Here is a 26,170-nt window from a genome sequence, read left to right as displayed (position 1 = left end):
GGGCCGGGTCCCGCGGGCTCACTGGGCGTCCCGCAGCGCCTCGGCGATCACGGCCCGCCCGATCGGGGCCGCGACCGAGCCACCGGTCGCCTCCAGCGCCCGGTCGCCGCCGTTCTCGACGAGCACCGCCACCGCGACCTTGGGGTTGTCCGCCGGGGCGAACGCCACGTACCAGGCGTGCGGCGGGGTGTTCTTCGGGTCGGTGCCGTGCTCGGCGGTACCGGTCTTCGACGCGATCTGGACGCCGGTGATCTTGCCGCCGCCCGATGTCCGGTCCTCCGAGCCGATCATCAGGTCGGTCATGGTGCGGGCCACGTCGGCCGGCATCGACCGCGACATCCGGTCCGGCTCGGTGGTGTCGACGACGTCCAGGGTCTGGCTCTGGATCTCCTTGACCAGGTGCGGGGCCATCGTCTGGCCACCGTTGGCGATCGAGGCGCCGATCATCGCCAGCTGCATCGGGGTCAGCCTGACGTCGCGCTGCCCGATCGCGGACTGCTGGGTGGAGGGGGTGTCGGACATCGGGCCGACCTGCGACGCGGTGACGGGCATCGGGATCTGCAGGTCGGTGCGGCCGATGCCGAACGCCTCGGCCTGGGCACGGAGCTTGTCCGCGCCGAGCTCGCCTCCGAGCTGGGCGAACGCGGTGTTGCAGGAGCGCGCCAGCGCCTCGCGCAGCGACGCCGTCGCCCCGCTGCCGCAGGCCGAGCCGTTGTAGTTCTCCAGGGTCGTCGTGGAGTCGGCCAGCTGGATGCTGCGGGCGGCCGTGAGCTGGCTGTCCGGGGTGTAGCCGTTCTGCAGGGCGGCCGCGGTGGTGACGAGCTTGAACGTCGAGCCGGGCGGCTCGATCTCGTTGATCGCCCGGTTGGTTCTCGGGTCCGGGTCCTCGGCGCCGTAGCGCTGCCAGGCCCGCTGCTGCTCGGCGGGGTCGGGCGAGGCCAGCGTGTTCGGGTCGAACGACGGCGTCGAGGCCATCGCCAGGATCTCGCCGGTCTGCGGCACCAGCGCGACGACGGCGCCGGTGTACCCGCGGGAGGCCAGCCCGTCGTAGGCGGCGCGCTGCACCTCGGGGTCGATGGTGGTCACCACGTTGCCGCCCGCCGGGTCCCGGCCGGTGATGAGGTCCGACAGCCTGCGCACGAACAGCCGGTCGTCGGTGCCGTTGAGCACCTCGTCGGCGGACCGCTCGAGCGCGGTCTTGCCGTACACGGTCGACAGGAACCCGGTGACCGGCGCGAACATCTCGCCCTGCGGGTACTGGCGCGCGAAGCGCAGCCGGCCGTTCCCCTCGACGCTCTGCGCGAGGACCTGCCCGCCCGCGACGATCTGCCCGCGCTGACGCGAGTACTCGTCGATCTGCGAGCGCTGGTTGCGGGGGTCGTCCCGGTACTGGCCGGCCATGACGACCTGCACGTAGGTGATGTTGCCGAGCAGGACCACGATCATCACCATCACGGCGAGGGCCACGCGGCGGACCGGGCGGTTCACGTCTCGCTCCTCTGGGCGGCGTTGGCGGCGTTGGCGGCACCGTCGGCGCGGTTGTCGTCACGGGTGTCGGACCGGCCCGCACCGGGACGCTGGACGAGCTCGGTGCTGGCCTCGGCGATCGGCGCCCGCGGCTTCGCGGGCCGGACGGGCAGCGGTGCCCTGGCCACGTGCGAGATCCGCAGCAGGATCGCCACCAGCACGTAGTTCGCCAGCAGCGACGAGCCACCGTAGGACAGGAACGGCAGCGTCAGACCGGTCAGCGGGATCAGCTTCGTCACTCCGCCGATGACGACGAAGATCTGCAGCGCGACCGAGAACGACAGCCCGGTCGCGAGCAGCTTCCCGTAGGAGTCGCGCACGGCCAGTGCCGAGCGCAGCCCACGGGTGATGAGCACCAGGTAGACCAGCATGATCGCGGCCAGCCCGATCAGCCCGAGCTCCTCGCCGAGCGAGGAGAAGATGAAGTCGGACTCGGCGAAGGGCACGATGTCCGGCCGGCCGGCACCCAGCCCGGTCCCGCCGACGCCGCCGGTGCCGAGCCCGAACAGCGCCTGCGCGAGCTGGTAGCCACCGCCGCTGAAGTCGGCGAACGGGTCCAGCCAGATCCGCACGCGGGTCTGGACGTGGCCGAACAGGTTGTAGGCGACGACGGCACCGCCGGAGAACGCCAGCAGTCCGATCACCATCCACGACACGCGTTCGGTCGCGGTGTAGAGCAGCACCAGCACCAGGCCGAAGATCAGCAGCGAGCTGCCGAGGTCGCGCTGCAGCACGAGCACGCCGACCGACAGCCCCCAGGCGACGAGCAGCGGCGCCAGGTCACGGGCACGGGGCAGCTCCATGCCCAGGAAGCGACGGCCCGCAGTGGAGAGCAGGTTGCGCTTCTGGACCAGGTAGGCCGCGAAGAAGATGATCAGCAGGATCTTGGAGAACTCGCCGGGCTGGATGCCGGGGCCGCCCGGGATGCGGATCCACAGCTTGGCGCCGTTGACCTCGGAGATCGACGACGGCAGGAGTGCCGGGATCGCCAGGAAGACCAGTCCGACGAAGCCCGCGGTGTAGCCGTAGCGGGCCAGGGTGCGGTGGTCCCGGACGAAGAACAGCACCAGCGCGAACAACGCCAGGCCGGCGACGGTCCAGGTGATCTGGGCGCTGATCAGCCCACTCGGCACCGGGCTCCCGGTGGCCTCGGCGCGGGCGGCCTTCGCCAGGTCGAGCCGGTGGATCATCACCAGGCCGATGCCGTTGAGCAGCGCGACCGACGGCAGGATCAGCGGATCGGCGTAGGGCGCCAGGAAACGCACCGCCACGTGCGCCCCCGCGAACAGCACGAGGTACGCCAGGCCCACCCACAGCAGGTCGGTCGTGAGCGACTGCTCCTGGTTCGCCTCGACCAGGACCAGTGCGCCGGTGGTGAGGACGGCGGCCAGCCCCAGCATCAACAGCTCGATGCCGCGGCCGGTGGGCGTGGTCGGCTCCGTGGCGGAGCTGCCCGTGGCCATCAGCCGTCGAGCCGGCAGTTCCGGCCCGGTTCCGGGGTCGCGGTCGGCAGCGGGGTCGTGGTCACCGGCGGGGCGCCGGGCACCTGGACGACCGGGGGCGGCTGCGGCGGGTTCAGCGTCGAGCAGAGCGGGAGCATGCGATCCCGGAGCCGGTCGACGGTCTGCCGGGCACCGGTCTCGCCGTCGTCGGAGACGATGCCGTCGGTGACCTGGCTGCGGACCGCCTGCGGCAGGTCGTCGAGGCCGATGTCGGTGGACTCGACCACCCGCTGCAACGGGACCCCGAGCACGTTGCCGCGCACGCCCTGGTAGATCGCGACCTGGTTCTGGTCGACGGCGACGTAGTACTGCTGCAGCACCAGGGCCCGGGCGACGAACACGCCCGCCACCAGTACCACGAGCACGCCCAGCAGGGCGAGCGCCGGACGCAGGCCGCGCCGGCGTCGCGGCTGCTCCGCGGCGGCGGGCTCCAGGCGCACCGGCTCGGTGCGGGGCAGCGTGGTGGCGGCGGCGCGTTGCGCCGAGGAGTGCGGGGTCCGCTCGTCGTGGCGGTAGTCGCCGTCGCCTGCGCGCGGGTTGCGGCCGGCGGAGCCCCCGATGATCGGGGCGTCGTCGGCGTAGTCGACGTCCACCACGTCGGCGACGATGCAGGTGATGTTGTCCGGTCCACCGCCGCGCAGCGCCAGCTCGATCAGGCGGTCGGCGCACTCGCGCGGGTCGGCGTAGTCGGTCAGCGTGTCGTGCAGCGTCTCGTCGCTGACCGGGCCGGACAGGCCGTCGGAGCACAGCAGGAAGCGGTCACCGGCGCGGGCCTCGCGGATGGACAGCGACGGATCGACGTCCTGCCCGGTGATGGCGCGCAGCAGCAGCGACCGCTGCGGGTGCGTGTGCGCCTCCTCCTCGGTGATCCGGCCCTCGTCGATCAGCGACTGGACGAACGTGTCGTCCTTGGTGATCTGGGAGAACTCGCCGTCACGCAGGAGGTAGCAGCGTGAGTCGCCGACGTGGACCATGCCCAGGCGCGAGCCCGCGAACAGGATCGCGGTCAGCGTGGTGCCCATGCCCTCGAGGTCGGGGGCCTCGGCGACGTGGCGGGAGATCGCCTCGTTGCCGTCGTGGGTCGCGTCCCGCAGCTCGGCGAGCAGGTCGTCGCCGGGCACGTCGTCGTCGAGCGGGGCCAGTGCGGAGATCACCAGGGACGAGGCGACCTCGCCCGCAGCGTGGCCGCCCATGCCGTCGGCGAGGGCGAGCAGGCGGGGGCCCGCGTAGACGGCGTCCTGGTTGTTCTGCCGGACCAGTCCGCGGTCACTGCGGGCCGAGTAGCGCAGCACCAGTGTCACGGGGCGGCTCCGGCTTCGGTCGGGGCACGTCGGTCGGATCCCGCGCCGCGGGACCGGTCGGACGGCCGCGGCACCGGGGGAGCGGTCGGTCGCGTCGGGCTCACGGTCGGTACCTCATGGTCGGTCCGTGTCCGTCACGATCGCAGCTCGATCACCGTCTTGCCGATGCGGACCGGTGTCCCCAGCGGGACCCGGGTGGGCCCGGTGACCTTATTACGTTCCAGATAGGTGCCGTTCGTCGACCCGAGATCCTCGACGTACCAGTCGTCACCCTGCTGCGAGATGCGCGCGTGCCGGGTGGAGGCGTAGTCGTCGTCGAGCTTGAGGGTCGAGTCGTCGGCGCGGCCGATCAGGATCGGCCGGGAGTCGAGCGTGATGCGGCTGCCGGCCAGCGGACCCTGGGTGACGAGCAGCTGGCGGGCCACCTTGCCGCGGCCACCGCCGCGGACCCGGGTGGCCCGGCCCCCGCCGGCGCGGCCGGGTGCGGCCGCCCGGAGACCGGACGCCGCGTAGAGGTCGGAGCGGACGACCTGGAGCGCGAGTAGGACGAACAGCCACAGGAGGGCCAGGAAGCCGCCCCGGGTCAGTTGCAGTACCAGTTCCGGCACGTCGTCCTACTCGCCCTTCTCGTGTTTCTGCGCGTTCCGCCCGCCCGGTGGATCACCGGGCGGGCGGAACGCACCGCTGTCGCTGCGCGGGTTCCGCTCCGCGGGTGGCTCAGCCCTGGGTGCGGAACACCAGGCTGGAGTGACCCACGCGGATCACGTCGCCGTCGGTCAGCTGGCAGGACTGCACAGGAGAGTTGTTCACCGTGGTGCCGTTGGTCGAGCCCAGGTCGTTCAGGGTCGCGACCTGGCCGTCCCAGGTGACCTCCAGGTGCCGGCGGGACACGCCGGTGTCCGGGAGCCGGAACTGGGAGTCCTGACCGCGGCCGATGACGTGGGTGCCCTCGGCCAGCTGGTAGTTGCGGTTCGAGCCGTCGTCCAGGATCAGCATCGCGGTCAGCTGCGCGGGAGCGCCCCAGCCGCCCTGGCCGCCGTAACCCTGGCCGTCGTAGCCCTGGTCGTAGCCCTGCTGCGGGTAGCCGGGCTGGGCGTAGCCCTGCTGCTGGCCGTAGCCGCCGTCGTAGCCCTGGTCGTAGCCACCCTGCTGCGGATAGCCGGGCTGCGCGTAGCCCTGCGGCTGACCGTAGCCACCCTGCTGGGGCTGGCCGTAGCCGTCGTAACCCTGCTCGTAGCCCTGCTGGGGGTAGCCGCCCTGCTGGGGCTGGCCGTAGCCCTGCTGGCCGTACTGGTCGTACCCGCCCTGCTGGGGCTGGCCGTAGCCCTGCTGGGGGTAGCCCCCCTGCTGCTGCCCGTACTGGTCGTAGCCGGGCTGCTGCTGGTCGTACCCGGGCTGCTGGCCGTAGCCCTGCTGGGGCTGCCCGTACTGGTCGTACCCGCCCTGCTGCTGCTGGCCGTAGCCGCCCTGCTGCTCCTGGTCGTACCGCTGAGGAGCGTAGGTCTGCTGGCCGTACCCGCCGGGTGCGCCCCGGTCGTATCCGTACTGCCCGTTCTCCTCGGGGTGGCCCGGTTGCTGGCTCATGGGTGCTTCTCCTGCGGTGCGTGCTCGGTTGGCGGCCCGACGGGAAGCGTCGGGGTCGACAGCGGAGCGGGTGCGGAATTGTCCCGTGTGCAGCGCCTCGGAGCGCTCCAGAAAGACTACGACCTCACCGTAGGTGTCCCAGCCCTGGTCGGTGAGTTCTTTCGCCACGTGCGACGAGAGGGATCGGACGACCCCGTCCTCGTCGCCCGCCATCCGGTCGAGATCGCTGGGGCTGAGCAGAACGGTGTACCGGTTGGGCGCCAGCTGGCGACCTCCGGCGAGCTGCTCGACGTTGTCCTCGGCTTCCCTCAGCAGTGCCTGCGCGACTTCCTGTGGGACGACACTGCCTCCGAAGACCCGCGCGAAGGCGTCGCCCACGAACCCCTGAAGTCGGCGCTCGAAGCGGTCCACGCGGCCCAAAAGATCTCCTCCATCCGCATCGGCGTGTCGGTGATGTGCGACCGATCGTATCTGTGTTATCCGCCGGGCCCGGCGGGGCCCGGCACGAGCGGGTGATCGGCCCCGCCGTGCCACCGGCGTGCTCTCCTCCGATGTACCCGGCCCGGCGCCGCCGCGCATCCCGTGTCCCGCCCGTCGCGACCCCCTGCGGCCGGTGATCGACGTGCAGGGGACCCCCCTGCGAACGACCGCCGAGCAGGGTGCTAACTTTCTCGTGTCGCTCGGGCGAGTGGCGGAATGGCAGACGCGCACGGTTCAGGTCCGTGTGTCCGAAAGGACGTGAGGGTTCAACTCCCTCCTCGCCCACCACCTCCCCTCATCGGGGATTCTCCCTCTCCGGCGGTCACCATCGCCATCGCGAGATCGGTTCCGGGTGTCACCCGTTCCGGTCTCGCTTTTCTCCTTTCCGGGTTCCGGCCACGCTCCGTGCCCGGACGCTGTGCGCCGATCAGGCGTCCCGCAGCGCCGGGCGGTCGGGATGGTCGGCCATCACGAGGACATCGGCGGACGAACCGGGGTCGCCCTCGCTCTCGTAGCGGGTGTACGCGACGGCCGTCCACGCGTCCTCGGGGGCCAGCAGGCGCCGCAGCGCCGCCCCGCCGACGCGCAGGTGCACGGTCAGCTCGGCCGCCAGGCCCCGGCCCAGCAGCCGCCCGCCGGCGAGCAGCACCACCCCGTCCGGCCCGAGCGGCACCGGCTCGTCGCGGTAGGCACGGTCGCGCACCGTGTCGCGCAGCCGGGGCAGCACCAGGCCGCTGCCCTCGGGTTCCATCGGGGCGAGGACCTCGCGGCGCAGCGCGGGCTCGTCGAGCCAGCCGTCGAGGAACATGTCCGGGTCGGTGCGGCCGAGCTCCAGGCGGACCGAGGCCGGGCGCAGGAAGTCGTCGGCGTCCACCGCCAGGGCGGGGCGGCCGCCGGCGCGCAACCGCTCCGCCACCGCCCCGGCCAGCTCCAGCGGGGCCGCGGGCGGGGCGCCGTCGACGAGCACGCGCACCCGTCCGGGCAGCTCCGCGGCGCGCCCGGCCAGGTGCGCCGCGAGTCCCGCCCGGTCGACGGGCCGGAACGCCCCTGCCATGTCGTCCTCCTGGTCCTGGCGTGCCCTCGGTCCCGCAGCGACACTAGGCGGATGGTCGGCGACGGCGCGGGAGCGGTGCTGCGCCGAGCGCTGCGGGTCCTCGAGGCGGTCGCCGAGGCGGGGGACGGGGTCAGCGCCAAGGCCCTCGCCCGCCGGCTGGAGCTGCCGTTGCCGACGACCTACCGGCTGCTCGGGACGCTGGTCGAGGAGGGCTACCTGGTCCGCCTGCACGCCGAGCGCGGGTACGGGCTGGGCTATCGCGTCGTCGGGCTCTACCGGGGGATGACCGACCCGATCGTGCCGCCCGCCCCGGCCCGTGAGGTGCTCGCCGAGCTGCACACAACGGCCCGCGCGGCGGTGGTGCTGGCCGTGCTGCGGTCCGACGACGTCGTCGTCGCCCACACCGAGACCTGCGCGGCGCACCCCGGACCGGGCGCGGTGACCGGGGAGCGGCTGCCCGCGCACGCGACGGCACCGGGCAAGGTCCTGCTCGCCGGGCTCGACGGCGGCCGGCTGGCCGACGTCCTCGGTGTCGGGCACGGTCCGCTGGCGCCGCTGACCCCGCACACGCTCACCGACCGGCGGTTGCTCGACCGCGACCTGCTGAGGGTCCGTTCGGCGGGGGTCGCGGTGGAGGTGGAGGAGCACGCCCGCGGCCGGGCGGGGCTCGCGGTGGCGGTGCCGCACCCGGGCGGCCGGGCCGCGCTGTCGGTCGTCGTCAGCCGGGCGGACTTCACCGGGCGCCGCTGGGAGCTCGAACGCGCGGTGCGCGAGGCCGCGGTGCCGCTGACCCGGCACCTGTCCGCCGCGCCGGGGGTCGCCGCGTCCGGCTGAGTCGACCAGGGTGGCCCGATGGCCGGCGGGGTGCGATGGACCTTCCATCATCCGGAAGTGATGTCGGCGGACATGCGGACACGGCGATACGTTCGCCGGATGCCGGAGAAGACAGTGGAGTCGCTCGTCCGCACCGTCCCGCCCTTCCGGGCCGACCACGTCGGCTCACTGCTGCGGCCGCCCGCCCTGCTCGCCGCCCGGGAGCGGCACGCCGCGGGTGAGCTCGACGCCGCGGGCCTGCGTGCGGCCGAGGACGCGGCGATCACCGACGTCGTCGCGCTGCAGGAGTCGGTCGGCCTGCGGTCGGCCACCGACGGCGAGTTCCGCCGCACCTCGTGGCACATGGACTTCATCTACGCCCTCGGCGGCGTCACGAAGACCTCCGGCCGGGTCGAGGTCGCCATGCGCAACGCGGCGGGCCAGAACAACTTCACCTCCGCCGGGATGACGGTCGACGGCCGGGTGCACCTCGACGAACCCGTCTTCGCCTCGGCGTTCGACTACCTCGCCACGCAGGTCACCACCGCGACCCCGAAGCTGACGATCCCCTCGCCGAGCATGGTCTACGCCCGCGGCGGCCGGGCTGTCATCTCCACCGACGTCTACCCCGACATCGAGGAGTTCTGGTCCGACCTGTCCGGTGCCTACGCCGACCAGCTCCGGGCGATGTACGACCGCGGCTGCCGCTACCTGCAGCTCGACGACACCGCGCTGGCCTACCTGAACGACCCGGCGCACCGTGAGCAGCTCGCCGCGAAGGGCGACGACCCGGACACCCAGCACCTGCGCTACATCCGCCAGATCAACGCCGCCATCGCCGACCGGCCGTCGGACATGTACGTCACCACCCACATGTGCCGCGGCAACTACCGGTCCTCGTGGGCCGCGGAGGGCGGCTACGACCACGTCGCCGAGGCGCTGTTCGGCACCCTCGGCGTCGACGGCTTCTTCTGCGAGTTCGACGACGAGCGCTCCGGTGGTTTCGCCCCGCTGCGGTTCGTCCCGAAGGGCAAGCAGGTGGTGCTCGGGCTGGTCACGACCAAGTCCGGGGCGTTGGAGGACCCGGACGCGGTCAAGCGCCGGATCGACGAGGCGGCGCGGTACGTGCCGCTGGACCAGCTGTGTCTGTCGCCGCAGTGCGGGTTCTCCTCCACCGTCGAGGGCAACGAGCTGACCGTCGACGACCAGAAGCGCAAGCTGGAGCTGATCGTCTCGGTCGCCGAGGACGTCTGGGGACGCTGAGGGCCATACTCGCCCGGTGGCCTACGACGAGGGTCTCGCCGCCCGCCTCCGCGCCCTGCTCGGGGGGCGGTCGGTGACCGAGAAGAGGATGTTCGGCGGGCACGCCTTCCTGCTCGACGGACATCTGACCGTGGCCGCGAGCGGGCGGGGCGGCCTGCTCGTGCGGGTGGCCGCGGACCGCTCCGCGGAGCTGCTGGAGCGCCCGCGGACCGCACGCATGGTGATGGGCGGGCGCGAGATGGCCGGCTGGCTGTGGGTCACCGGCGAGCCCGACGTCGACGACCTCGACGGCCCGGAGCTCGCCGGCTGGGTCGCCGAGGCGGTCGCGGTCGTGGAGACCCTGCCGCCGAAGCGCGTCCGACCGAAGCGCGTCCGACCGAAGCGCGTCCGACCGGAGCGTAGAGCCGCGGGGAGACCCCCACCGGGGCGCCGGCAGGGCTAGCGTCCGTGGGGTGAGCACCGCTGCCGCGTCCCCGCTGTCCGACCGTGTCCTGGCGGGAACGGGGCCGGGCTCGCGGCTGCTCGACGTCGGCTGCGGGGCCGGACGGCTGCTCGGCGACGCGGCGGCGGCCGGGCTGGCCGTCACCGGCGTCGACACCGAACCCCGCGCGCTCGCCGTCGCGGAGCGGACCGTTCCCGGGGCGACCCTGCAGGTCGCCGACGCCCACGAGCTGCCCTTCGCCGAGGACGCGTTCGACCTGGTCGCGCTGGTGCAGGTGCTGGAGCACCTCACGAACCCGGTGCTCGCGCTGCGTGAGGCGGGCCGGGTGTGCGCGCCGGGTGGTGCGGTGCGGGCCACGGTCTGGGGCACCCCCGACGAGTGCGACGCCGCGGTCATCGGGGCTGCGCTCGCCCCGCTCACCGGGGCCGCGCCCCCGCCGCCGCAGAACAACCCCGGACCGGACCGCATCGGCGTCGGCGCGCCCCCGCTGACCGACCCCGCCCGGCTGGAACGGCTGGCCGGCCTGGCCGGGCTGGCGGTCCGGGAGATCGCCGTCGTGCGGGTCCCGGTGGTGCACGACGACGCCGACGACCTCGTCGCAGGCGTGCTCGCGTCCGGTCCGGGGCGGCACGCGGCGCGTCACGCCGGCCCCGCCGCCGTCCGCGCGGCCCTGCTCGACGCCCTGGCCCCGTTCACGTACGGCGCGGGCTACCGCCTCGCCGACACCGTCCGCGTCCTGGACGCCGGCCCGCCCGCGCGCTGATCCACGGCTCGCGCGCCGATCCGCGGTTCGCGCGTGCCGTGACGCGCGCGGACTGGGGCAACGCGCGCGGACTCCGGATCAGCGCGCGGACTCGGGGCATGCACACGTCCGGGCCGCGTCCCTCGGTGAGGGGCGCGGCCCGGAGGTGTCGTGCGGTGGTCAGCGGCCGGCGGTCGCCGCCGTCCGGCCGGTCTCGTAGCGGATCTTCAGCAGGCCCTTGCAGTACTCGCCGTTGGTCTCGATCCCGACCCGTTGCAACCGTGCGCGGCGCAGGTGCAGCGGGACCTGCTCGACGGTCACCGCGGTGCCGTCGGAGTGGATCAGCAGCGGTGCGTCGTCGCCGGCGGGCAGGCCGATCGTCCGCCGGCGGGTCCGCATCCGGGTCAGCTCCTCGGTGTCGGCCTCGGTCCCTGCCAGCTCGCCGAGCGTCAGCCCGGCCAGCTCGTCGGGACCCCGGCCGGCGTCGACGAGCGGGCGGGCCACCCGGTCCTGGCCGGCCAGCGCGGCCTTGGCCAGGAACGTGTGCCGCAGCTCGTCCAGCTCGGCCGCGGCCTCCCCGTTGATCGAGCCCTCGAAGGACTTGACGAACCCGGCGTGCGCCGCGACCCCACCGTTGATCTCGTCGGAGGCGTGGTGGTCGGCCAGCGTCACCTCCGCCCTCGTCACTCCCGGTACCGCGGTCACCGCGTCGTAGGCGTCGGCGACCATCAGGAACGAGAAGTTCGGAGCGCAGAAGAACGTCGGCAGCCGGAGCCCGACGGTGACCTCACCGGCGGGCGAGACGGTCCACGACTCGACGAAGTCGAGCTCGGTGATCGGCTCGTCCAGCTCCGGGTCGAGCACCGTCCCCAGCGCGGACCACACGGCCTGCCGGAGCGGGCTCTCAGCAGGCCGCGGGGTCACGCCTGCGCCCCCGCCGTGTTGTCGACGAGCTCCTCGCCCGGTGCCATGGGCTCGTCGGCGGTGGTGTCGGGCAGCCGGCAGTCGGCCGGCACCTCGATGTCGTAGAGCTTCGCCGCGTTGAGGCCGAGGATCTTCTTCTTCGACGCGGTGGTGAGGCGCGGGTAGTCGGCGAACTGGTCGTCGTCGGGGATCTGCCAGTCGACCAGGCCCTCGACCTGCCACTTCGGCGTCCAGATGTTGTAGTCGCTGCCGAAGGTCATCTTGTCCTCGCCGACCCAGAACAGCAGCTCGCCCATCACCTTGGCGAAGAACTTCGGACGGGCGTGCATCAGGCCGCCGACGACGACCGACAGGCCGGCGTAGACGTTGGGCTCCTGCACCGCCATGAAGCAGAAGTCCTCGATGCGCGGCAGGCCGACGTGCTCGACGATGAAGTTCAGACCCTGGAAGTCGGTGGCCGCGTGGTCGACGTCGGCGACGTCGAACGCGTCCTTGTCCAGCGGCCAGATCGTCGGGCCCTTGTGGACGTGGATGTTCTTGATGCCCAGCTCCTGGGCCCGCTCCAGGAAGCGGTAGCACTCCGGGTCGGTGAGCTTGTAGCCGCGGGAGCTGCCGTTCCACTCCGCGGTGTAGAGCTTCACGCCCTTGTGCTGGTACTTCGCGCAGTCCGCCTCGAACTCCTTCATGCCCTCGTCGCCGTCACGCGGGTCGAAGCGCCCGTTGACGATGATCCGGTCGCCCCACTTCTCCAGCAGCGCCGCGTTCTGGTCGGCGGTGTTGAAGCCGTTCTTGTACCACTCCTTGAGGTACGTCGACTGGAAGATCGAGTGGTCGACGTGGCCCTCGATGAAGACGTCGCGCTCGAAGTCGTCCTGCGAGACCTTGAGGTAGTGCTCCCAGTCCCAGTGGGTCTCGGGCGGGCCGAGCTGGTGGTAGCCGTAGAAGCAGTCGATCCAGCCCTTGGCGTACTGCTCGCGACCCTCGACCCAGTTCTCCCGGGAGGCGTCCCAGAAGTGGCTGTGGGAGTCGACGATGAAGTACTTCTCGCCGTCCTTCTCGTACATGTGGTTCCTCCTGCGTCAGCAGCTCTGCTGATCGGTGGTGGGTCAGGGAAAGAACGTTCGTCTTGTACGTACGTATGACTGGCCAGGTCAGGGGACGAGGATCGCCCGGCCGCGGACCTTGCCCGCGTCCAGGTCGTGCAGCGCCTCCAGTGCCTGGTCGAGCTTGTACTGGACGGTGTGCAGCGTGACCTTCCCGGCCTGGGCCAGGACCATGAGCTCGGCCAGGTCGTTGTAGGTGCCGACGATGTTGCCGATGACGTTCTTCTCGCCGGCGACGAAGTCCAGCGTGGGGGCGGACAGGGTGCCGCCGTAGCCGAGGACGAAGTTGTAGCCGGCCGGGCCGGTCATCGCCCAGGCGTCGTTCTCCGCACCCTGCTCGGCGACGAAGTCGAAGACCACCGTGGCGCCGCCACCGGTGAGCTCCTGGACTGCCTCGACCTGGTTGCCGTCGGCGACGACCGTCTCCTCGGCGCCGATCTGCTTCGCCAGCTCCAGCGCGTCCGGGTTCCGGTCCACGACGATGATCGTGGTGGCGGTGAGCGCGGCGAGGGCCTGGATGCCGATGTGGCCCAGCCCGCCCGCACCCTGCACGACCGCGGTGGTGCCCGGGTACAGGAACGGGACCGCCTTGCGGACCGCGTGGTAGGCGGTGATGCCCGCGTCGGCGAGCGCGGCGACGTCGGCCGGGTTGGTGTCCGGGTTCAGCTTCACGCAGGACCGCGCGGTGGTGCGCAGGTACTCGGCCATGCCGCCGTCGTTGTTCGACAGGCCGGGGAAGAACGCGTCCCCGGTGCACTGCATGTCGCGCCCGTAGCGGCACATGGTGCACAGTCCGCACGACGGCTGCGGGTGCAGGATGACGGTGTCGCCGACCCTGACGTTGGTGACGCCGTCGCCGACCGCGTGCACCCAGCCCGCGTTCTCGTGGCCGATCACGTAGGGCAGGTCGGGGTTCTGGATGTCGGCCCAGTCCCCGTCGATGATGTGGAGGTCGGTGCGGCACACGCCGGCACCGCCGATCTTGACGATGACGTCGAGCGGACCCTGGATCGTCGGTTCCTCGATCTCGTCGATCTGGGGGTCCTGCTTGTACGCGTGCACCCGCACGGCCTTCACTGGCGGTACCTCCGAGCCTCGGACGCGCGGCGTTGCGCATCGTGGTGGTGGGACTAGGTGTGCCTGCTGTCACATCGATCTCAACCCCGTTGTGCACGACGGACAAGGGGGTTCGTTCTCGCACGGCGAGAACCGTGAGGAAACGGACGTCGCTTTCCCTGGAGGTTACCGACGAGTAGGGTCGGCTCATGGCTGATGACGCGAGCTGGGTCGCCGGTGCGATGACGCAGGCGGTGCCGTGGGTGACCACCGCCGGGATCACCTTCGGGGCGATCACCACCGACCGGGTCGAGGCGTTCCTCCCCGACCGCTCCGACCAGCACAACCACGTCGGCGGGCCGCACGCCGCGGTGATGTTCGGACTGGGCGAGACCGCCTCCGGCGCGGTCGGCCTGGCCGCGTTCGCCTCGGCCGGGGACCGCGCGGTACCGCTGGTCGTGCGTTCGGAGATCCGCTACCTCAAGCTCGCCAAGGGCGATCTGCGGGCCGAGGCCGTGCTGACCCGCCCGGCCGGTGAGGTGCTCGCCGAGCTCGACGCCGGGATCCGCCCGGAGTTCGCCGTCGACGTCACCATCACCGACGCCCAGGGTGTGCAGACCGGTGCCATGACGATCGTCTGGACGCTCAAGCCGAACAGGCGGTGAGCGTCCGTCCGGCCTAGCGTGGCCCGCATGGACGTGGTCATCGCCGGAGGACACGGACAGATCGCGCTGCGACTGTCCACCCTGCTCGCCGGGCAGGGGCACACGGTGCGCTCGATCGTGCGCAACCCCGACCACACCGACGAGGTGGCGGCCACCGGGGCGAGCCCGGTCGTGGCGGACCTGGAGACGGTCTCCGCCGCGGACCTCGCGGGGCACCTGACCGGTGCCGACGCCGTCGTCTTCGCGGCGGGGGCCGGGCCGAACAGCGGTGTCGAGCGCAAGGAGACCGTGGGCCGCGACGGGGCCACCCTGCTCGCCGACGCGGCCGCCGGGGCGGGCGTCCGCCGCTATCTGCTGATCTCCTCGTCCGGGGTGGACACCGAGCCCGACCCCGAGCGCGGCGAGGTCTGGGCCGCCTACATCCGGGCGAAGAAGGCCGCCGAGGACGCGATCCGCGCCGACGGGCGCCTCGACGCGACGATCCTGCGCCCCGGGAGGCTCACGAACGACCCGGGCACCGGGCGGGTCACCCTCGCCCCGCCGCCGGTGGAGTACGGCGAGGTGACCCGCGACGACTCCGCCGCGGCCGTCGCCGCGCTGCTCGCCGCACCGTGGACGGCGGGGCTCACCCTGGAGCTGCGCGGCGGCGACACCGAACTCGTCGACGCCGTCACCGCTCTGGGGTGACATGAGACCTGCCTCCTGCGGGAAGGTCGGTGCATGAGCGAGCACAGCTACGACGTCGTCGTGATCGGAGCGGGCCCGGTCGGTGAGAACGCCGCGGGCTACGCGGTGGACGCCGGCCTGTCCGCCGCGCTGGTGGAGGCCGAGCTGGTCGGCGGGGAGTGCTCCTACTGGGCCTGCATCCCGTCGAAGGCGCTGCTGCGCACCCCGCAGGCCGTCGCCGACGCCCGGCGGCTGCCCGGGGTGCGGGCCGAGTTCGACCCGGCGAAGGTCCTCGAACGCCGTACGAGTTTCACCTCCGACTGGGACGACAGCGGCCAGGTGCAGTGGGCCGAGGGTGCCGGGGTCACCGTGCTGCGTGGCCGGGGGCGGCTGGCCGGGACCAGGCGCGTCGTCGTGACCGCGGCCGACGGCACCGAGACCGAGGTGACCGCGCGCCACGCCGTCGTCGTCGCGACCGGCAGCGTGCCGGTCGTCCCGGACGTCGCGGGGCTGGACACGGTCGAGTACTGGGGCTCGCGCGAGGCGACCTCGGTGAAGGAGGTCCCGCGTCGGCTCGGGGTGCTCGGTGGCGGTGTCGTCGGCTGCGAGATGGCGCTGGCCCACGCCCGGCTGGGCGCACGGGTCACGTTGTTCAACCACGGCGACCGGGTGCTGCCGAGCGCCGAGCCGCAGGCCTCCGAACGGGTCGCGGCCGGGTTGCGGGAGGCAGGAGTCGACCTGCGGCTGGGCACCGGCCTGGACGAGGTGCGCCGGGCCGGGGACGCGACGGTGCTGCGCGGCGGCGAGGACGAGGTCGAGGTGGACCGGCTGCTCGTCGCGACCGGGCGCCGTCCGGCGACCGACGGGCTGGACCTGGACTCGGTCGGGGTGGCCCTCGGGCGGCGCGGCGAGGTCGTCGTCGACGACTCGGGGCTGGCCGCGGGGGACTGGCTCTACGCCGTCGGCGACGTCAACGGGCGGGCCCCGCTCACCCACCAGGGCAAGTACCAGGCCCGGATCGCCGCGCACGCGATCGCCGCCCGCGCCGCGGGGCGTCCGCTCGACGACGCGGCCTGGGGCGAGGACTCGGCGACCGCCGACCACCACGCGGTGCCCCAGGTCGTGTTCACCGACCCCGAGGTCGCCTGGGTCGGCCGGACGGCGGCGGTCGCCCGCGCCGAGGGGCTCGACGTGCGGGTGGTCGACATGGACATCGCCGTCGCCGGGTCCTCGCTCACCGCTGACGACTGGTCCGGCCGGGTGATCGCCGTCGTCGACCCGCAGCGCGAGGTGCTGCTCGGGGTCACCTTCGTCGGGCCCGGGGTCGCGGAGCTGCTGCACGCGGCGACGATCGCCGTGGTCGGCGAGGTGCCGCTGTCCCGGCTGTGGCACGCCGTGCCCGCGTTCCCCACGATCAGCGAGGTGTGGCTGCGGCTGCTGGAGAACTACCGCGCGTAGCGCGCTCGACCCACGGGGGACGCGCGGCCTCGCGCGTGGTGCCGCGTGGGTGAACCGTCCTGCGGGCCCGGTGTCGACCGGGCCCGCAGGAGCGGGCTCAGGAGCGGACGCCCAGGTGGTCGAGCAGTCGGACCTCGAGGCGGTCCAGGTCGGCCGACACCGTGCGGAAGGCGGCCTTGCGGCGGGCGGCGGGCATGTTCTCCGCGGCCCGGACGGCGGCGGCGAGGTCGTGCAGCCGCGGCTCGGTCTCGTCGGCGAACTGCTTCGCGGCCTGGTCGCGGTCGACGGTCCCGTCCTCGCGCAGCTCGGTGATGGTGCGCGCGATCCGGGACAGCCGCGCGTGCAGCCGGCCGCCGGGGCCGGAGTAGCCGCCCAGCTCGTCCGGGGACACGCCGAGGCGCCGGGAGCGGTGGTCGTCGAGGCGGTGACGCAGCGACCCGGCCGCGGCCATCGCGTACGGCGCCAGCAGCGGCGCGAGGATCTTGGCCATGCCCAGGTAGCGCTGGACCTTCTTGGCGTTCCACTCGCGGGCCCTGCGCTCGCGCTCGGCCTGCTTCGCGGCCAGCGTCTCGCTCTTGAGCCTGCCCTTCTCAGCGGCGTGCGCGGCCTTGGCCTCGGCCTTGCGGGCGCTCGCATCGGCCTTCGCGGCGGCCTTGGCGACCTTCCGGTCGGCCGAGCGGGCCTTGAGATCGGCCGAGCTCAGCAGGCTGTTCGCGGTGGCGGTGCCCTCCCCGACGGCGCGACGCGTGCTGCGCGCCGCCCTGCGGCCGGCCTTCTCCGCCCGTCGTGACGCCGCCTCGGCCTTCTTGCGGGCCTTCACCGCGCGCCGGTGCAGCTTCTCGGCGGCCTTGTCGGCGGTCTCGCGGGTGTACTCGAGGGTCTGGACCGTGGCCGACTGCACCCGTTCCGACGCGTCGACCGCCGCCTCCCTGGTCGCCGCCGCGGCGCGCTCGCCCGCGCTCGGCTTCCTGCGCAGCAGTCCCATGTCGTGTCCTCCCGGGTCGGCTCGGCAGATGATCGCCGTGTCGACGCAGCCTAGGGCCCCGCCCACCGCCCGCGCAGGACCGACACCACCCGGCCGGGGGAACGGGCCGTCACGCGGATCCGGTCCTGTCGGGGGTGGTCTCTACCCTCGGGAGCCGTGAGCACTTCGACCGGACCCCGTACCGCGCCCCGTGTCCTGCTGGACGCGGCGGCGCTGAGCGGGTGCCGCCGTCGGGTGCACCTGGACCACGACCCGTCGGCGTCGGAGCGGCCCCGGGCGCTGCCGGATCCGGCGATCGAGCAGCGCCGGGCCGACGCGGCGGCGCACCGGGAGCGGATCGGCGAGCTGCTCGCGCGCACCTGGGGTGCGGACTGGGCGAGCACCTGGCCGGACGGCGCGGCCGGGCCCGCCGGGGCAGGCGCCGGACCGCGGGCGGCCCGCGCGGAGCGCACGGCCGAACTCGTCGCGGCCGGTGCGCCGCTGATCTGGGGCGCGGTCCTGCCCGTCGACGGCGACCGGCGCGGCACCGCGGAGCTGCTCGTGCGCACCCCCACCGGGGGCTACGTCCCGCTGCTCGTCGTGCGCCGCCGGATCACCGATCCGGGGGAGGGGGCGCGCACCACCGCCGTCACCGACCCGTGGCCGCAGCGCGCCCGGCACGACCCGGACCGCAAGGTCCGCTCCCAGCCGCGCGACCTCCTGGCCCTGGCCCAGCTGACCCGGCTGCTGGAGGCCGCGGGCTGGGCGCCGCCGGAGTCGGCCCCGCGGCTCGGCGGTGTGATCGGGCTCGACGCTGACGTGGTCGTCTGGCACGACCTGCGGGCCGGGCACTGGCCCGGCGGCCGGTCCACGCTGGAGGAGTACGACGCCCGGTTCGCCGACCGCGCCGCCGTCGCCCGGTCCGCCGCGACCGGCGGTCCCGCGCTGGCGGCGCCGTCGCGGATCACCGAGTGCCGCCGCTGCCCCTGGTGGCCCACGTGCGAGGCCGAGCTGGAGCAGGTCGACGACGTCAGCCTGGTCGCCCACGGCGAGACGGCGCGGCTGCTGCGGGAGTCGGGCGTCGCGACCGTCGCGGGGCTGGCCGCGCTGGACCCGGCGGCCCCGCCTGCCGAGCTGACCGGTCCGCTGCCCGGGCCGCCGTTCTCCGATCTCGTCGCGCTGGCCCGCGCGCGCCGGCGGGGTCTGGCCGTCGCCCGCCGGGTGCCGCGGGTGCCGGTCACCCGCGCGGACGTCGAGGTCGACGTCGACATGGAGAGCTTCGGCGAGTCCGGCGCCTACCTGTGGGGTGCGCTGCTGACGCTGCCCGGCGGTGCCCGCGACGGCGACCCGGAGCCCGGCTACCGGGCGTTCGCGACCTGGGACCCGCTGCCCACCCGCGACGAGGGCCGCTCGTTCGGCGAGTTCTGGACCTGGTTCACCGGCGTGCGCGCGACCGCGCTCGCGTCCGGGCGCACGTTCGCCGCGTACTGCTACAACGAGCAGGCCGAGAACCGCTGGATGTTCGCCTCGGCGCAGCGGTTCGCCGGGATGCCCGGGGTGCCGACCGAGGCCGAGGTGCGCGCGTTCGTCGCGGACCCGTGCTGGGTGGACCTCTACGGCGTGGTCTCCACCTGGTTCCTGTGCGCGCAGGGCAAGGGGCTGAAGAAGATCGCCCCCGCCGCCGGGTTCTCGTGGCGGGACCCGGAGGCGGGCGGGGAGAACTCCATGCGCTGGTACCGCGCCGCCGTCGCGCTCGACGGCGGGGAGCCCGACCCGGTCCAGCGGGAGCGGCTGCTCGGCTACAACACCGACGACGTGCTGGCCACCCACGCGCTGCGGGAGTGGATGTCCTCGGACCGGGTGCTGGAGGTCCCGCTGGTGAGCGAGCTGCGCGACGCCACCGGGTGAGCGTGTCCGTGTGAGGATGCGGGGGTGGCGCCTCGTGGATACGACCGGATCGGGCCGCACGGCGCGGTCAGCAGCACCCACCATCTCGGCACGGCCGCCGCGGCCACGGTGCTGGCGCGGGGCGGGAACGCCTTCGACGCCGCCGTCGCCTGCGGTTTCGTGCTGCAGGTGGTCGAGCCGCACCTGTGCGGGCCGGGTGGTGAGCTGCCCGCCGTGTTCGTCACCGCGACCGACCCGGTCCCACGGGTGCTGTGCGCCCAAGGCGTCGCCCCGGCCGCCGCGACCGCGCAGCGGGTGCGCGACCTGGGATGCGCGATCGTCCCCGGCACCGGCCTGCTCCCGGCGACGGTCCCCGGGGCCTGGGACGGCTGGCTGACCCTGCTCCGCGACCACGGCACCTGGGAGCTCGCGGACGTCCTCGCCCCGGCGCTCGACTACGCCGCGGGTGGGTTCCCGCTGGTCCCGCGGGTGCCCGCGGCCATCGGCACGGTCGCCGACCACTTCAGGAGGCACTGGCCGTCGTCGGCGGCGACGTGGCTGCCCGACGGCCGGGTCCCCGCCGCGGGCGAGCGGGTGCGGCTGCCCGTGCTGGCCGCGACCTGGCGCCGGCTGCTCGACGAGGCCGTCGGCCCGAGTCGGGAGGCACGCATCGACGCCGCCCGTGACGCGTGGTACCGCGGGTTCGTCGCCGAGGAGATCGGCCGGTTCGCCGCGACCCCGGTCCGTGACGAGACCGGGCGCGACCACACCGGTCTGCTCACCGCCGACGACCTGGCCGGTTGGTCGGCGCACTACGAGGACGCGCTCGTCGCCGACGCCGGGTCCGGCTGGTCGGTCGCGAAGTGCGGCCCGTGGTCGCAGGGGCCGGTCCTGCTGCAGCAGCTGCGGCTGCTCGCCGGGCTGGACCTCGAACTGCCCGGTGGTGTCGCGACCCTCGACACGGTGCACGCGGCCGCCGAGGCCGCGAAGCTCGCCTTCGCCGACCGGGAGGCCTGGTACGGCGACGGCGTGCCCCCCGACCTGCTCGCCGACCTGCTCTCCGACGACTACACCGACGCCCGGCGGGGCCTGATCGGACCGGCATCGGACGGTGGGCTGCGGCCCGGCTCGCCGGGTGGGCGCACGCCCCGGATCGGTGACTACGCGGCGACCCCGGGCGCGGGGCGTGGTTCCGGGACGGAGGGTCCGGGCACCGGGGAGCCGACGGTGTCGCGGGACGGCGTCGCCCGCGGGGACACGGTGCACGTCGACGTCGTCGACGCGGCCGGGAACATGATCTCGGTGACGCCGTCGGGGGGCTGGCTGCAGTCGTCGCCGACGATCCCGGAGCTGGGGTTCTGCCTCGGCACCCGCGGCCAGATGTTCTGGCTGGAGGAGGGGCTCGCCAGCACGCTCGCGCCCGGGCGGATGCCGCGCACGACGCTGTCACCGTCGCTGGCGCTGCGCGACGGCGAGCCCGCGCTGGCCTTCGGGACGCCCGGCGGGGACCAGCAGGACCAGTGGCAGCTCGCGTTCCTGCTCGCGCTCGTGCACGGCGGGCTGGACCTGCAGGCCGCGATCGACGCGCCGACCTGGCACTCGACGGCGTTCCCCGCGTCCTTCGCACCCCGCGGCTGGGAGCCGCACGGGCTCGTCGTCGAGTCCCGGCTGGGGCCCGACACCCTCGCCGGGCTGACCCGCCGCGGTCACGCCGTGGACGACGCGGGCGCCTGGTCCCTGGGCCGGATGTGCGCGGTCGGGACCGGAGCCGCCGTCCCCGGGGGCGGCGGGCCCGGGACGCTGCACGCCGCGGTCGACCCGCGGTCGGGGGTGGGCGCGGCGATCGCGCTGTAGCCGTCTCGCCGCCGGAGTCGCGCCGGACACGGAGAACGCCCCGCCCCTCCCGTGACGGGAAGGACGGGGCGTTCCACGTGGAACACGGACGGGTGGGTCAGCGGTGCGCCTCGCCCCGCACGCCCTGCTCGCCCTCACGGACGTGCCGGCCGTTCTGCGATCCGTTGCCCGATGCAGACCCGTTGCCGTTCGTGGACGTGTGCCCGTCGAGCGGGAGCGGGAACTCCACGTCGGAGTGGGTCACCCGGCCCGGCTCGAGGGCGACCACCGTCGCGACCGGGGCGTAGCCGCTGGTCGCGAGGGTGTAGCTGCCCGCGGGTAGGCCCTCGAAGGCGAAGGTCCCGTCCGGGCCGGACAGCCGCGACCCCACGACGGCGCCCTCGGCGTCGATCAGCGTGGCCAGCGCGTGCGCCACCGGGTGCCCGTCGGGCGCCGCGGTGACCCGGCCGGTGAGCCGGGAGCGCTGCGGCAGCCGCAGGTCCTGGACCGCCGTGCCGGAGCTCGGCACCTCGACGCCGACCGCCACCGGGTCGACGCCCTCGCCGGCGGCGGTGAGCGTGTAGCGCCCGGCCGGGACGCCGTCGAGCGCCCAGCGTCCGCCCTCACCGGACCGGCCGGCCGCGGCGACGTCGCCGCCGTGGTCGATCAGCGAGACGGTGACCCCGGGCAGCGGGGTGCCCGCGGCGTCGAGCACGGTGCCGCGGATGCCGCTGCTGACCGACAGCCGCACGTCGTGGCGGACCGGCTCGGTGCCGACCGAGACCGTGGCGGCGTGCGGCGGCAGCGCCGCGGAGGCCGCCACGACCAGGAAGCGCCCGGGCTCGTCGACGACGACGCGGTAGTGGCCGTCGCCGTCGGTGGTGGTGCGACCGACCTGGTCGCCGGACAGCCGGGTGACGGTGACGACCGCCCCGGGGACCGGCGCGCCGGTGCTGCCCTGGACCCGTCCGGTGACGGCCGGACCGTCGCCACCCGTGGAGTGCAGGTGGTCCAGGCCCGCGGCCGCGGCGGCGTCACCGACGGTGCCGTTGTGCGGCCTCGGCCGGGCCTGGGGTGCCGGGTGCGGCGGCTCCTGCCGGGCGACGACGGGCATCGGCGTGGTGGGCGGCGCGATGTCCGCTCCGCGCCCACCGCCGTCGCCCCGGGTGGCGGGAGCGGGTGCCGGGGCGACCGTCGCGAGTGCCTCGGTCGGGACCGACGCGGCGGCACCACCCTCACCGGCGGCCTCGGCCAGTGCGGCCTGGGCACCGGACATGGTGCGCAGCGGCAGCTCCCTGATGAACAGCACCAGGACGAAGGCCACCGCGATCACGCAGGCCGCGATGAGGAACGCCAGCGTCATCGCGCTGGTGAAGCCTTCCTGGAACGGCGCGGCCAGCCGCGGGTCGATCCGCTGCAGGAACGAGGAGTCGGCGAGCACCGAGCTGGACAGGCCGCCGGCCTGGCCGGACTGGAGCGCCCCGACGACCTGCGCGTTGGCCGGGTCGGCCGCGACGGCGGGGTCGGTCAGCGCGGCCCGGAACGAGCTCGTGCCGAGCGCGGACCGGAGGGCGTCGGCGATCTTGTCGCCGGCGGTGGAGAACACCACCGACAGGAAGATCGCGGTGCCGAGCGTGCCGCCCATCTGCCGGAAGAACGTCACCGACGAGGTCGTGACACCCATGTCGCGGGCGGGCATCGCGTTCTGCACGGCCAGCACCAGGGTCTGCATGCACAGGCCGAGGCCGAGGCCCAGCAGCGCCATGGTCAGGTCGAGCTGCCAGATCGGGATCGACGGCGTGACGGTCTGCCACAGCAGCACCATCGCGATCGTGATGAACGCGGTGCCGATCACCGGGAAGATCTTGTAGCGGCCGGTTCGCGAGGTCAGCTGACCGGAGAGGATCGACGCGACCATGATCCCACCGACCAGCGGCAGCATCATGAACCCGGCCTCGATCGGCGTCGCGCCGTGCACGATCTGCAGGAACTGCGGCAGCAGTGCGATGCCGCCGAACATCGCCATGCCGATGAGCAGGTTCAGCACCGCGGACAGCGAGAAGATGCCGGTGCGGAACAGGCGCAGCGGGATCAGCGCGGCGTCGCCGTAGGCCCGTTCGGCCAGCAGGAACAGCAGCAGGCCGACGACACCGATGACGTAGCAGACGATCGACGAGGTGGAGTCCCAGCCCCACTCGCGTCCCTGCTCGGCGACGATCAGCACCGGCACCAGGCACAGGGTCAGCGCCAGGGCGCCGGGCCAGTCGATCCGGGCCGGCCGCGGGACGTGCGGGATGTTCAGCACCCGCTGCACGACGACCAGCGCGACGAGTCCGATGGGGACGTTGACCAGGAAGATCCAGCGCCACCCGTCGAGCCCCGCGATCGAGTCCACACCGGACAGCAGGCCGCCGATGACCGGGCCGATCACGCTCGACGTGCCGAACACGGCGAGGAAGAAGCCCTGGTAGCGGGCCCGCTCACGCGGCGGGACGATGTCGCCCAGGATGGTCAGCGCCAGCGACATCAGGCCGCCCGCGCCGAGACCCTGCAGCGCGCGGAACGCGGCCAGGGAGTACATCGACCAGGCGAACGTGCAGGCGATCGAGCCGATCAGGAAGATCGAGATCGCGGTCATGAACAGCGGCTTGCGGCCGAAGATGTCGGACAGCTTGCCGTACAGCGGGGTGGTGATGGTGCTGGTGATGAGGAAGGCCGTCGTCGCCCACGCCTGCAGGTTGAGACCCGACAGGTCGTCGGCGATGGTGCGGATCGCGGTCGAGACGACCGTCTGGTCCAGGGCGGCCAGGAACATGCCCAGCATCAGTCCACCCAGGACGGTCAGGATCTGCCGGTGCGTCAGCTCGCCGTCGCCGGTGGTGGTGGCGGGGCGCTGCGCACTGGCGGCAGCGGTGGACATTCTCAGGACTCCTGTGCTTCGAAGGTCTGGTAGTCGTCGAGGAAACGGCCGAGCAGAACGGTGAGGGCCTGGCGGTCGTCGGGGCTCCACGCGGCCAGGACGGTGGCGATGACCTCGGCGCGACGACGTCGCTCGGTCTCGATCACCCGGACGCCCTCCGGGGTCGCGGCGAGCAGCGAGGCGCGACCGTCGCCGGGGTCGGCACGGCGCTCGACGAGCCCGGACTTGACCAACGACGACACCTGGCGGCTGATCGTGGAGGGATCGGAGTGGAAGGTGGCGGCGACCTCGCCGGCCCGTTGCGGGCCGACGAAGTGCAGGTGGGTCAGCACGTGGTAGCCGGCCATGTCGACGATCATCTCCGGCCGGTGCCGCTCGGCGGACCGCTTCACCTGGCGGACCAGCAGGAACAGCTCCCGGACGATCGAGTCGGCGAGTTCCAGGTCGGCATCGGCGGGTTCGGCGGCGGCAGCCTGTGCGGTGCTCATCGCGGACCCCCTCTCGGTAGTGCGTGTACCACGCAACTAGTTGACTCGCGCAAGCATGCGCCGATGCGTTGCGCAATGCAAAGTAATGGGACGTGAGCTGCGCCACCTGGTCCGCCACCTGACTACGGAGCGGATCGCGATCACTCCACAGCGGATCCGGCTGGGCCACACGAAGGGGTGGTGCACTCCTCTTTCGAGGTGCGCCGTCCCCCTCGAACGTCATGGACGGGACCACCCGGCTGCCGCTGACGTGGTGACGTGCCACTAGCGTGCGGTGCACTCACGCATCGCGCCCGGAGGGACACCGCCCGTGCCGCTCGCCCGTCACCTCGCCGGACCGGCCCTGCTGGTCGCGACCGCCGCCCTGCTCGCGGGGTGCGCCCAGCCGGGGCAGCTCGGCCACGGGTCCGACGCCGCCCCCTCCGACGACGGGACGACGGTGGAGATCGTCCCCGTCGAACCGGGACCGCCACCGACCACCGCGGTGGCCGTACCGGGGAACGGCGAGTGGCCGGCGCGTCCGATCACCGGTGCGACCGATCCCCAGGGGCGGATCGAACGGCCCGTGGAGATCTCGACCCCGGGCCCCGCGGACATGCTCGTCCGCGAGGAGAGCCTGCTCCCCGGCGAGTCCACCGGCTGGATCCGCCACCCCGGGACGATGTTGACGGCGGTCCGCGGCGGGACGGTCACGGTCGTGCGGGCGGGCCGGTGCGAGCCTCAGAACTTCGGGACCGGCGAGGCGTTCTTCCTGGGGGACGGCGAGCCGTCGGAGGTCCGCAACGACGGTGGCGTCACCGTCCAGCTCCTGCGCTCGGGCCTGCTCGCCCCCGGCGCCCCCGAACGCGAGCCCGTCCGGCCCGCCTGCTGACCCCACCACCCCGCCCCCACCCACCACCTCGGAGTGGCGGCGCGTGAGGGCTCGGATCTGTCGGTGCCCTGTGGGAACATCGTCGGTGGTACCGGGGCAGGGGAGCGGACACCTTGACGACGAAGACGGTCATCGCGGCGGACTACCGTGAATGGCAGGTGAGCCGGCGGATCGAGTGGACCACGCCGGCGGTCGGTGACGAGTTCGAGCACGACGTCGACGCCGGCAACGGCGCGGTCGTGCTGATCCTCGGCACGCTGGCGTTCTTCTGGCTGGTGCTCATCGTCTGGGTGCCCGACGGGGTGGTCTTCCCCTGGTTCTACTGGCTCGTCGTCATCGTCGGACTGGGCTTCTTCCCGTTCCGCTGGCTGCTGCGCAGGCCGTTCACGATCACCGCGAAGACCCAGGGCGGCTACGACCTGCCCCCGGAGAAGTGGACGGGCATGGTGCGCGGGCTCGCCACCGCGCGCGAGGAGACCAAGGTGGTCGTGCGCAGCCTGAAGAACCGCTCGACGCCCGGCCACGCGGACAGCCCGCTGCAGCCGATCAACTAGGCCGTGTCCTGTGAATCTTGGCGGAGCCAGAGGATGATCGCGGCGATGAGGATCTCGGAGCGGTAGTAGGCGG

Annotated in this window: 23 protein-coding genes and 1 tRNA gene; 12 read left to right on the top strand and 12 right to left on the bottom strand. The window is 73.5% G+C overall.

The features are described from left to right. Positions 1 to 18: 18 nt before the first annotated feature. The 5 genes from FVA95_RS01875 to FVA95_RS01855 all read right to left on the bottom strand — a co-directional run bounded on the left by FVA95_RS01875 (position 19) and on the right by FVA95_RS01855 (position 6,334). Positions 19 to 1,488 (bottom strand): penicillin-binding protein 2, encoded by a 1,470-nt coding sequence (locus FVA95_RS01875; RefSeq protein ID WP_149662664.1) that lies wholly within the window; start codon positions 1,486 to 1,488, stop codon positions 19 to 21. Further along, complete coding sequence (locus FVA95_RS01870) at positions 1,485 to 2,990, bottom strand: FtsW/RodA/SpoVE family cell cycle protein (protein ID WP_084786225.1); 1,506 nt, start codon at positions 2,988 to 2,990, stop codon at positions 1,485 to 1,487. The genes FVA95_RS01875 and FVA95_RS01870 overlap by 4 nt, the downstream gene beginning before the upstream one ends. Further along, entirely contained in the window at positions 2,990 to 4,330 is a 1,341-nt protein-coding gene (locus FVA95_RS01865) for a PP2C family serine/threonine-protein phosphatase (protein ID WP_149662663.1), read from the bottom strand. The genes FVA95_RS01870 and FVA95_RS01865 overlap by 1 nt, the downstream gene beginning before the upstream one ends. Positions 4,331 to 4,464: 134 nt before the next feature. Next, positions 4,465 to 4,938 carry an FHA domain-containing protein gene (locus FVA95_RS01860; protein WP_075309237.1) on the bottom strand — a complete coding sequence of 158 codons (474 nt, stop codon included), beginning with the start codon at positions 4,936 to 4,938 and terminating at the stop codon, positions 4,465 to 4,467. Positions 4,939 to 5,047: 109 nt separating this feature from the next. Further along, complete coding sequence (locus tag FVA95_RS01855; RefSeq protein ID WP_149662662.1) at positions 5,048 to 6,334, bottom strand: DUF3662 and FHA domain-containing protein; 1,287 nt, start codon at positions 6,332 to 6,334, stop codon at positions 5,048 to 5,050. Between the two features lie 262 nt (positions 6,335 to 6,596). On the opposite strand from FVA95_RS01855, the gene FVA95_RS01850 reads away from it, so the two are divergent. Beyond that, positions 6,597 to 6,682: transfer RNA gene (locus FVA95_RS01850), tRNA-Leu, on the top strand. 139 nt (positions 6,683 to 6,821) lie between these two features. Here the strand turns inward: FVA95_RS01850 and FVA95_RS01845 are convergent. Then, positions 6,822 to 7,448, bottom strand: coding sequence for a uridine kinase (locus tag FVA95_RS01845; RefSeq protein WP_149662661.1), 627 nt, complete (start codon positions 7,446 to 7,448; stop codon positions 6,822 to 6,824). A 51-nt stretch (positions 7,449 to 7,499) separates the two neighbouring features. Here FVA95_RS01845 and FVA95_RS01840 point away from each other — a divergent pair, with 51 nt between their 5' ends. The 4 genes from FVA95_RS01840 (at position 7,500) to FVA95_RS01825 (ending at position 10,729) form a co-directional block, all read left to right on the top strand. Then, positions 7,500 to 8,282: an IclR family transcriptional regulator gene (locus FVA95_RS01840; protein WP_149662660.1), complete on the top strand. Its 783-nt coding sequence runs from the start codon at positions 7,500 to 7,502 to the stop codon at positions 8,280 to 8,282. Between the two features lie 99 nt (positions 8,283 to 8,381). Continuing rightward, on the top strand, positions 8,382 to 9,524 hold the full coding sequence (locus tag FVA95_RS01835; RefSeq protein ID WP_149662659.1) for a 5-methyltetrahydropteroyltriglutamate--homocysteine S-methyltransferase: 1,143 nt from the start codon (positions 8,382 to 8,384) through the stop codon (positions 9,522 to 9,524). 16 nt (positions 9,525 to 9,540) lie between these two features. Beyond that, on the top strand, positions 9,541 to 9,966 hold the full coding sequence (locus FVA95_RS01830; RefSeq protein ID WP_149662658.1) for a TfoX/Sxy family protein: 426 nt from the start codon (positions 9,541 to 9,543) through the stop codon (positions 9,964 to 9,966). Positions 9,967 to 9,976: 10 nt separating this feature from the next. Continuing rightward, complete coding sequence (locus FVA95_RS01825) at positions 9,977 to 10,729, top strand: class I SAM-dependent methyltransferase (RefSeq protein ID WP_149662657.1); 753 nt, start codon at positions 9,977 to 9,979, stop codon at positions 10,727 to 10,729. A gap of 159 nt (positions 10,730 to 10,888) precedes the next feature. On the opposite strand, the gene FVA95_RS01820 is transcribed toward FVA95_RS01825, so the two are convergent. From FVA95_RS01820 to FVA95_RS01810, 3 genes are all read right to left on the bottom strand, one after another. After that, the gene (locus FVA95_RS01820; protein ID WP_020625499.1) at positions 10,889 to 11,632 is read right to left on the bottom strand and encodes an iron-sulfur cluster assembly protein; all 744 of its coding nucleotides are present in this window, start codon (positions 11,630 to 11,632) and stop codon (positions 10,889 to 10,891) included. Next, a complete protein-coding gene (locus FVA95_RS01815) occupies positions 11,629 to 12,696 on the bottom strand; it encodes an amidohydrolase family protein (RefSeq protein ID WP_149662656.1) in 1,068 nt (355 codons plus the stop codon). Before FVA95_RS01815 ends, FVA95_RS01820 begins: the two co-directional genes overlap by 4 nt. Before the next feature lie 87 nt (positions 12,697 to 12,783). After that, positions 12,784 to 13,812 carry an NAD(P)-dependent alcohol dehydrogenase gene (locus tag FVA95_RS01810; protein ID WP_149662655.1) on the bottom strand — a complete coding sequence of 343 codons (1,029 nt, stop codon included), beginning with the start codon at positions 13,810 to 13,812 and terminating at the stop codon, positions 12,784 to 12,786. A 188-nt stretch (positions 13,813 to 14,000) separates the two neighbouring features. Between FVA95_RS01810 and FVA95_RS01805 the strand changes: the two genes are divergently transcribed. From FVA95_RS01805 to FVA95_RS01795, 3 genes are read left to right on the top strand one after another with little or no spacing between them, the layout of a single operon-like run. After that, positions 14,001 to 14,456, top strand: a complete 456-nt coding sequence (locus FVA95_RS01805) for a DUF4442 domain-containing protein (RefSeq protein WP_149662654.1) — start codon at positions 14,001 to 14,003, stop codon at positions 14,454 to 14,456. A 27-nt stretch (positions 14,457 to 14,483) separates the two neighbouring features. Beyond that, positions 14,484 to 15,143 carry an NAD(P)-binding oxidoreductase gene (locus tag FVA95_RS01800; protein WP_149662653.1) on the top strand — a complete coding sequence of 220 codons (660 nt, stop codon included), beginning with the start codon at positions 14,484 to 14,486 and terminating at the stop codon, positions 15,141 to 15,143. 33 nt (positions 15,144 to 15,176) lie between these two features. Continuing rightward, positions 15,177 to 16,580, top strand: a complete 1,404-nt coding sequence (locus FVA95_RS01795) for an NAD(P)/FAD-dependent oxidoreductase (protein ID WP_149662652.1) — start codon at positions 15,177 to 15,179, stop codon at positions 16,578 to 16,580. Positions 16,581 to 16,677: 97 nt separating this feature from the next. Here the strand turns inward: FVA95_RS01795 and FVA95_RS32545 are convergent, their stop codons facing one another. After that, positions 16,678 to 17,565, bottom strand: a complete 888-nt coding sequence (locus tag FVA95_RS32545) for a DUF6474 family protein (protein WP_149662651.1) — start codon at positions 17,563 to 17,565, stop codon at positions 16,678 to 16,680. Between the two features lie 156 nt (positions 17,566 to 17,721). Here FVA95_RS32545 and FVA95_RS01785 point away from each other — a divergent pair, with 156 nt between their 5' ends. Both FVA95_RS01785 and FVA95_RS01780 read left to right on the top strand, forming a co-directional pair. Next, positions 17,722 to 19,452 (top strand): TM0106 family RecB-like putative nuclease, encoded by a 1,731-nt coding sequence (locus FVA95_RS01785; protein ID WP_149662650.1) that lies wholly within the window; start codon positions 17,722 to 17,724, stop codon positions 19,450 to 19,452. A 24-nt stretch (positions 19,453 to 19,476) separates the two neighbouring features. Further along, positions 19,477 to 21,285, top strand: coding sequence for a gamma-glutamyltransferase family protein (locus FVA95_RS01780; RefSeq protein WP_149662649.1), 1,809 nt, complete (start codon positions 19,477 to 19,479; stop codon positions 21,283 to 21,285). A gap of 97 nt (positions 21,286 to 21,382) precedes the next feature. Here the strand turns inward: FVA95_RS01780 and FVA95_RS01775 are convergent, their stop codons facing one another. Continuing rightward, positions 21,383 to 24,184 (bottom strand): DHA2 family efflux MFS transporter permease subunit, encoded by a 2,802-nt coding sequence (locus FVA95_RS01775; RefSeq protein ID WP_149662648.1) that lies wholly within the window; start codon positions 24,182 to 24,184, stop codon positions 21,383 to 21,385. A gap of 2 nt (positions 24,185 to 24,186) precedes the next feature. After that, positions 24,187 to 24,672: a MarR family winged helix-turn-helix transcriptional regulator gene (locus FVA95_RS01770; protein ID WP_149662647.1), complete on the bottom strand. Its 486-nt coding sequence runs from the start codon at positions 24,670 to 24,672 to the stop codon at positions 24,187 to 24,189. Between the two features lie 310 nt (positions 24,673 to 24,982). Between FVA95_RS01770 and FVA95_RS01765 the strand changes: the two genes are divergently transcribed. After that, positions 24,983 to 25,543 (top strand): cupin domain-containing protein, encoded by a 561-nt coding sequence (locus FVA95_RS01765; RefSeq protein WP_149662646.1) that lies wholly within the window; start codon positions 24,983 to 24,985, stop codon positions 25,541 to 25,543. Between the two features lie 113 nt (positions 25,544 to 25,656). Next, positions 25,657 to 26,097, top strand: a complete 441-nt coding sequence (locus FVA95_RS01760; RefSeq protein ID WP_020627063.1) for a hypothetical protein — start codon at positions 25,657 to 25,659, stop codon at positions 26,095 to 26,097. Positions 26,098 to 26,170 lie beyond the last annotated feature (73 nt).

The sequence above is a fragment of the Pseudonocardia sp. EV170527-09 genome (assembly GCF_008369905.1).
In the GTDB taxonomy this organism is placed as follows: Bacteria; Actinomycetota; Actinomycetes; order Mycobacteriales; family Pseudonocardiaceae; genus Pseudonocardia.
The sequence above is the reverse complement of the archived record's forward strand: the minus strand, read 5'-3'. Positions and strand labels throughout refer to the sequence as shown.